Raw genomic sequence first — 7556 nt, 5'->3', positions numbered from 1 at the left:
GACGGTTCTCTACTCGGTCCACCTTCTGCCGCGGACCGAATAGAGAACCGTCCCCAACTCGGTCCGGATGACGCAACAGGCAGCGGGCGCCGGCGGGAAGGTCCCCGCCGGCGCCCGGTGCTGACTGGCCTCAGGCCTTGAACCGCGGGAAGGCGGACGCACCGGCGTAGCGTGCGGCGTCGTCCAGGTCCTCCTCGATGCGGAGCAGCTGGTTGTACTTCGCGACCCGCTCGGTACGCGCGGGCGCGCCACTCTTGATCTGGCCGCAGCCCAGGGCAACGGCGAGGTCGGCGATGGTGGTGTCCTCGGTCTCGCCGGACCGGTGGCTCATCATCGTGGAGTAGCCGCTGCGGTGGGCGAGCGTGACCGCGTCGATGGTCTCGGTGAGCGAGCCGATCTGGTTCACCTTCACCAGCAGCGCGTTCGCCGTCCTGGTGTCGATGCCCTTCTGCAGCCGAGTCACGTTGGTCACGAACAGGTCGTCACCCACCAGCTGAACCGCCTCACCGAGCTGTTCGGTGATCTTCTTCCAGCCGTCCCAGTCGTCCTCGTTCAGCGGATCCTCGATGGAGACCAGCGGGTACTTCTCGACCAACTCGGCGTAGTAGGCCGTCATCTCGTCGGCCGTCTTCTTGCCGCCCTCGAAGTTGTACGTGCCGTCCTCGTTGTAGAACTCGGACGCGGCCACGTCGAGCGCGAGCGCCACGTCCTTGCCCGGGGTGAAGCCGGCCTTCGTGATCGCCTCGAGGATCAGGTCGAGCGCCTCGGCGTTGCTGTCCAGGTTCGGGGCGAAGCCGCCCTCGTCGCCAAGACCCGTGGCCAGGCCGCGTCCCTTCAGCACGGACTTCAGCGAGTGGTAGACGCCCGCACCCATCTCGAGGGCCTCGGCGAAGGTCGCCGCGCCGATCGGGGCGATCATGAACTCCTGGATGTCGACGTTGGAGTCGGCGTGCGAGCCACCGTTGAGGATGTTCATCATCGGAACGGGCAGCAGGTTGGCGGTCGGGCCGCCCAGGTAGCGGTACAGCGGCAGCCCGGCCGACTCGGCGGCGGCGTGCGCCACGGCCAGCGAGACGCCGAGGACCGCGTTCGCACCCAGCTTGCTCTTGTTGTCGGTCCCGTCGAGCTCGATCATGGCCTGGTCGAGCAGCCGCTGCTCGTCCGCCTCCATGCCGATCACCTCGGGCGCAATCTGCTCGATCACGTTCTCGACGGCCTTCAGCACACCCTTGCCGCCGTAGTGCGCGGCATCGCCGTCGCGCAGTTCGACAGCCTCGAAGGCACCGGTGGACGCACCGGACGGCACGTCGGCGCGGCCCTCGGAGCCGTCATCGAGGACAACCTGCACCTCGACGGTCGGATTGCCCCGCGAATCGAGGATCTGGCGGGCGTCAACGAATTCGATACTTGCCACTATTCATGCCTTTCAGACGATGTGGTCAACGGCCCCTACCCTACCGGCAGGCGCCGTCCACGGCTCGCGCGCGGAGGAAGCTGGAAGGGTGGGCGACAGGCCGTCGAACGATGGCCGGACGTGCGTGCGCGGCGCGGCCCGGCAAGCTGAACGGGAAAGGAACCGTCCCCCGAACGGAAAGGGGGACGGACCAGCGAACGGGAAAGGAACCGTCCCCCGAACGGAAAGCGGGACGGACCAGCGAACGGGAAAGGAACCGTCCCCTGTCGTTCAGCCGCGGGACGCCTCGGCGTAGCGGACGCGGGACTCCAGGGCGCGGAGCGCGGCGCGGGCCTCCTGCTCGGGGTCGAGGCCGAGTTCCTCGGCGCGGGCGACCAGTGCGATGAACTCCTGGCCGAGGGCGTCGGACGACGCCTCGCCGGCGCGGACCCCGAGCACCTCCGGCGGCAGGCCGTGGCTGCGGGCCCTGACCAGCACCTTGTGGGCGCGGGTGAGGGCGGAGAGCTGCTGGGGAATCCCGTCCAGCGCGGACGCGCGGGACTTCTCGACAGCTTTCGCCCGCTCCCACGACCCGACGAGGTCGTCCGGGACCGCGCCGTCACCGAACACGTAGGGGTGCCGTGCGACCAGCTTGTCGGCGATCCGGCCGGCGACGTCCTCGATGTCGAACCGGCCGTCCTGCGCGGCGATCTCGGCGTGGAAGACGACCTGCAGCAGCAGGTCACCCAGTTCCTCGGCCAGGTGGTCGTCGGTGCCCGCCTCGATCGCCTCGACGACCTCCAGGGTCTCCTCGACCAGATAGCGGACCAGCGTGAGGTGCGTCTGCTCCGCGTCCCACGGGCACCCCGACCGGAGGCGGTGCATCACCGCCACGAGGCGCTCCAGCTCGCTCATTCCTGCTTGATCGGGGCGACGGAGGACAGCGAACCGTTGCTGCCGTCGGCGATCGCGAATTGCGTGGCGTCCCAGGTGCCGAACCGGGGGTTCAGCTTCACCGACGTCTGCGCGAACTGCTTGGTGAAGGCCGCCTTCCCCGCGTCGGAACTGACGATCAGGCTCGCCTCGACGTAGTCGTTGATGAAGTCGGTCGCGGCCGGATCCTTCACCAGGGTCGCCAGCGTCTCGTTGCCTGCGATCTCCGTGTCGCGCTGCGCCTGGGTGACGGCGATCGACGGGTCGGTGGCCGCGGCGGCCGCGGCCACCTTGCTCTGGATGATGATCGACAGCACGGTGGCGCTGAACGCGCTGGCCGAGTCGGTGGCGTCCGAACTCGCGTTGGCGAGCGCCTCGGCCGGACCGTCGACCTGCGACTCGCTGATCGGGGTCCCGTCCACATAGGCGGCGACCTGCGGGTTGCCGGACGCGCATCCGGCGAGCGCCAGCACTCCCGTCGTGGCCAGTGCCGCGAGCTTCAGTCTCATCTTCCGTCCCATCACGATCCGGTTCCGGCCCGTCCCTGGCTCGACCAGCGGGGCCCGCCTGCGCGATCCTACCCGCTGGTGGGGGGCGTGAAGACGTCGGCCATGACCTTGGCCGCCCACGCGAGCAGCGGCGCGTCCGTGACCGGCGCCCCACCGATCGGCCGCGTGACCGGACGCGGCAGCAGCAGGACCTGCTGCACCTTGCGGTACTGCGATCCGGGGTACAGCCGGGACGCCCGCAGCTGCGCGGACTCGGGCAGATCGGCGGGGGCGAAGCGGATCATGTTCCCCTGCGCGACCACCTCGTGGACGCCGTGGCGACGCGCCTGCAGGCGGAACGAGGCGACGGCCAGCAGTGCCTCGACCGGCGCCGGCGGCGGGCCGTAGCGATCCAGCAACTCGTCCCGGATCGCGACGATGTCGGCGTCGGTCGCCACGGCGGCCAGTCGCTTGTACATCTCCAGCCGCAGCCGCTCCGACTCGATGTAGTCGCCCGGCAGGTGGGCGTCGACCGGGAGTTCGATCCTCATCTCGGGCTCGGGCTCGGTCTCTTCGCCGCGGAAGTCGGCGACGGCGTCGGACACCAGCCGGATGTACAGGTCGAACCCGACCTCCGCGATGTGGCCGGACTGCTCCCCGCCGAGCAGGTTGCCCGCCCCGCGGATCTCCAGGTCCTTCATCGCGATCGCCATGCCCGCACCCAGATCGGTGTGGGCCGCCATCGTGGCCAGCCGATCGTGCGCGGTGTCGGTCAGCGGCTTGTCCGGGGGGTAGAAGAAGTAGGCGTAGCCGCGCTCGCGGCCGCGTCCGACCCGGCCCCGCAGCTGGTGCAGCTGGGACAGGCCGAGCAGGTCGGCACGCTCGATCAGGAGGGTGTTGGCGGTCGAGATGTCCAGGCCGGCCTCGACGATGGTCGTGCAGACCAGCACGTCCGCACGTCGTTCCCAGAAGTCGACCATCACCTGCTCCAGCGCGTGCTCGTTCATCTGGCCGTGCGCGACGGCGATCCGGGCCTCGGGGACGAGTTCGGCCAGCTGGTGTGCGGTCTTCTCGATGCTCTGCACCCGGTTGTGGATGAAGAACACCTGCCCCTCGCGCGCAAGCTCGCGACGGATCGCCGCCCGCACCTGGTTGGCGTCGTACGGGCCTGCGAAGGTGAGCACCGGGTGGCGCTCCTCCGGCGGGGTCGCGATCACGCTCATCTCGCGGATGCCGGTGATCGCCATCTCCAGCGTCCGCGGGATGGGGGTGGCGCTCATCGCGAGCACGTCGACGTTCAGCCGCAGCTTCTTCAGCGCCTCCTTGTGCTCGACGCCGAACCGCTGTTCCTCGTCGATGACGACCAGGCCGAGGTCGGAGAAGGTCACGTCCTGGGCGAGCAGCCCGTGGGTGCCGACGACCACGTCGACACCGCCGTCCGCGAGCCCCGCGATCACCTTCTTCTTCTCCGCGTCGGTGGAGAACCGGCTCAGCGTGGCGACAGTGACCGGGAACCCCGCGTACCGGTCGGCGAAAGTGGCCTGGTGTTGCTGGACGAGCAGTGTCGTGGGCACCAGGACCGCGACCTGCTTGCCGTCCATCACCGCCTTGAACGCCGCCCGCACGGCGATCTCGGTCTTGCCGTAGCCCACGTCGCCGCAGATCAACCGGTCCATCGGGACGAGCTGCTCCATGTCGTGCTTGACCTCGGTCACCGCCGCCAACTGGTCGGGTGTCTCGACGTAGGCGAACGCGTCCTCCAGTTCGCCCTGCCAGACCGTGTCCGGGCTGAAGGCGAAGCCCCGGGAGGCCTGCCGGGCCGCGTACAGCTTGATCAGCTCGGCGGCGATCTGCCGGACGGCCTTGCGGGCCCGCGACTTGCGCTTGGCCCAGTCGGCACCGCCGAGCTTGTCGAGGGTCGGGTTCTCGCCGCCGACGTAGCGGGTGACCAGGTGCAGCTGGTCCATCGGGACGTAGAGGCGGTCCCCCGGCTGCCCACGCTTGGACGGCGCGTAGTCGACGACCAGGTACTCGCGGGTGGCGCCGGCGACGGTGCGCTGCACCATCTCGACGTAGCGGCCCACGCCATGGGTCTCGTGGACGACGGCGTCACCGGGACTGAGCTCGAGCGGGTCGATCTGGTTCTTGCGGCGGGCCGGCATCCTGCGGGACGCCTTGTCCGCCTCGCGCTGGCCGGACAGGTCGCCGGCGGTGAACAGCTCCAGCCCGATCGTGGGCAGCAGGAAGCCGTGCCGCAGTTCGGCGCGGACGATGCAGGCCAGCCCGGCCGGCGGGGGCCCGGTGAGCTCTCCGGGGCGGGTCACCGGGATGTCGGCGCCCTTCAGCACTTCCTCCATGCGGGAGGCCAGCCCGGTGGAGTCGGCCACGAGCACCGTCCGCCGGCCGGCCGCGACCGACGCGCGGATGGTCGCCACCGCCGCCTCGGTGTCGCCGCGCCAGACCGGCGCCTCGGTGGCCTCCACCGTGCGGGTGGGGACGCCGATGTCGACGCGGTCGCCGGCGGTCGGTGCGTCGGAGCCCGAGTCCCATCGCGAGCCGGGCACGACGACAGCCCCGGCGGCCGCGTCCTGCTCCCCCGAACTGAACGGCGACAGGCTCCACCACGACTGGCCGAGCTCGAGCGCGTGCGCGCGGACGTCTGCCAGGCTGCGGTAGGCGGACGCGCCGAGGTCGATCGGCGCCCTGCCGCCCTCGGCGGCCGCGGCCCAGGACGCGTGCAGGAACTCCTCGCTGGTGACGACCAGTTCGTGGGCGCGGGCGCGGATGCGTTCGGGGTCGGACAGCAGGACCTGCGTGGTGGGCGGCAGCACGTCGAGGAGGAGTTCGAGACCGTCCACCAGGACCGGAGCGAGCGACTCCATGCCGTCCACGGCGTGACCGGCGGCGATCCTGTCGAACAGCTCGCCGAGGTTGCCGGGCTCGTTGAGGTGGGTCGCGGCGAGTTCGGCCGCACGCGCCCGGACATCGTCGGTGATCAGGAGCTCGCGGCACGGCGAGGCCACGACCTCGGCCAGCGTCGTGTCGAAGGACCGCTGGTCCGCCACGGCGAACGGCCGGATCTCCTCCACGGTGTCACCGAAGAAGTCGATCCGGACCGGGTGTTCGAGGGTCGGCGGGAACAGGTCGATGATGCCGCCGCGGACGCAGAACTCGCCGCGCCGCTCGACCAGGTCGACCCGGATGTAGGCCGCGTCCACCAGGCCCTGCGCGACCTCGGCCAGGTCGTAGTCCTGACCGGTGACCAGCGTGACCGGGAGCAGCTCGGCCAGGCCCTTGACCTGCGGCTGGAGCACCGAGCGGACCGGCGCGACGACCACGCGCGGCGCGGGCAGCTCGTCGTTGCCGACCAGCCGGCGCAGGACGGCCAGGCGACGGCCGACCGTGTCCGAGCGAGGGCTCAGCCGCTCGTGCGGCAGCGTCTCCCAGGCCGGGTAATAGGCCACGTCGTCCTCGCCGAGCAGCGATCCGAGCGCCGCCGTCGCAGCTTCCGCCTCACGAAAGGTGGACGTGACCAGCAGCACCGGACGGGCGGTCTGCCCCGCCAGGGCCGCCACGAACAGCGGACGGACCGCATCGGGCAGGGTCAGGTCGAGGGCAGGGACGCGACCGGAGCGCGCATCGGCGATGGCTTCGGCCAGGACCGGTTCTCCGCCGACAAGGTCGACCAGGCCGCTCAGGATCACCGGCACACCTTACCCAGCACCACCGACAGCACTCGCTGCGGCGACTTCAGGAGTTGAACCGGCCCTGCGCCGCGTCCAGCCCGACCGTGAGCAGCGCCTCGACGGCGTCCGCGCACCGGTCCACCTCCACGGCGAGGTCGGCGGCGAGGGCGGAGGGGAAAGGGCTCAGCACGTAGTCGGCCGGGTCCTGCCGGCCGGGCGGGCGCCCGACGCCGAAGCGGGCCCGGAAGAAGTCCCCGGTGCCGATGCTGCGGCGGATCGACTTCAGCCCGTTGTGTCCGTTGTCGCCGCCGCCGAACTTCAGCCGGAGCCGGCCGAAGTCGAGGTCGAGTTCGTCGTGGACGACCACGAGCCGCTCAGCGGGGATCCTGTAGTAGCCCAGCGCCTTGCCGACCGCGATGCCGGACTCGTTCATGTAGGTGCGCGACTTGAGCAGGACGACCTGGTCGGCGTCCGCACCGAGGCCGCCGAGCCCACCGGTCGCGGTGAGCCGGGTCTGGGCGGTCTCCGCGCGCAACTGCCCCGCTCCGGTGAACCGGGCACCCGCACGGCGGGCGAGTTCGTCGACGACCATGTAGCCGACGTTGTGCCGGTGAGACGCATAGGTCGGGCCCGGATTACCGAGCCCGACCAACAACCACGTGGACATGGAGGGGTTCAGGCCTCCTCGGCCTCTTCCGACTCCTCGGCGGCCTCGCCGGCCTCGCCGGCCAGGTCGGCGTCCAGCGCCGCCTGCGACGGAGCGGCGGCCACCGAGAGGATCAGGTCGTCGGGCGCACCGGGGAACACCGCCCCGGCGGGCAGCTTGAGGTCGGCGGCGGTGACGGTCGAACCGACCTCGAGGCCGGTCACATCGATCTCGATGTCGGCCGGGATGTTGGTGGCCTCGACCTCGAGGGCGATGGTCTGCTGGTCCATCACGATCACGCCGTCGGCGGCATGATCGCCCACGACGACCAGCGGCACCTCGACGGTGACCTTCTCGCCCTTGCGCACGATGACCAGGTCGAGGTGCTCGATGTTGCCCTTGACCGGGTT

5 protein-coding genes and 1 pseudogene are annotated in these 7556 nt (G+C 70.7%); all 6 read right to left on the bottom strand.

Annotated elements, in window-relative coordinates:
• Positions 1-130: 130 nt before the first annotated feature.
• Positions 131-1414, bottom strand: a complete 1284-nt coding sequence (eno, locus tag QM633_RS13520; protein ID WP_415154287.1) for a phosphopyruvate hydratase — start codon at positions 1412-1414, stop codon at positions 131-133.
• 270 nt (positions 1415-1684) lie between these two features.
• Complete coding sequence (locus tag QM633_RS13515) at positions 1685-2308, bottom strand: MazG nucleotide pyrophosphohydrolase domain-containing protein (RefSeq protein WP_415154286.1); 624 nt, start codon at positions 2306-2308, stop codon at positions 1685-1687.
• The gene (locus QM633_RS13510; protein WP_415154285.1) at positions 2305-2835 is read right to left on the bottom strand and encodes a hypothetical protein; all 531 of its coding nucleotides are present in this window, start codon (positions 2833-2835) and stop codon (positions 2305-2307) included. The genes QM633_RS13515 and QM633_RS13510 overlap by 4 nt, the downstream gene beginning before the upstream one ends.
• A gap of 68 nt (positions 2836-2903) precedes the next feature.
• Positions 2904-6524 (bottom strand): transcription-repair coupling factor, encoded by a 3621-nt coding sequence (gene mfd, locus QM633_RS13505; protein WP_415154284.1) that lies wholly within the window; start codon positions 6522-6524, stop codon positions 2904-2906.
• 40 nt (positions 6525-6564) lie between these two features.
• Positions 6565-7167 (bottom strand): aminoacyl-tRNA hydrolase, encoded by a 603-nt coding sequence (pth, locus tag QM633_RS13500; protein WP_415154283.1) that lies wholly within the window; start codon positions 7165-7167, stop codon positions 6565-6567.
• Positions 7168-7175: 8 nt separating this feature from the next.
• Positions 7176-7556 (bottom strand): annotated as a pseudogene (locus QM633_RS13495) (50S ribosomal protein L25); the annotation flags it as partial.

This window comes from Propionicimonas sp., assembly GCF_047606205.1.
Lineage (GTDB): Bacteria > Actinomycetota > Actinomycetes > Propionibacteriales > Propionibacteriaceae > Propionicimonas.
The sequence above is the reverse complement of the archived record's forward strand: the minus strand, read 5'-3'. Positions and strand labels throughout refer to the sequence as shown.

Bases quoted from the DNA above. Each gene is read 5' to 3' on its own strand.
- QM633_RS13510 (WP_415154285.1), bottom strand. From the start codon at position 2,835: ATGAGACTGAAGCTCGCGGCACTGGCCACGACGGGAGTGCTGGCGCTC.
- QM633_RS13515 (WP_415154286.1), bottom strand. From the start codon at position 2,308: ATGAGCGAGCTGGAGCGCCTCGTGGCGGTGATGCACCGCCTCCGGTCG.
- pth (WP_415154283.1), bottom strand. From the start codon at position 7,167: ATGTCCACGTGGTTGTTGGTCGGGCTCGGTAATCCGGGCCCGACCTAT.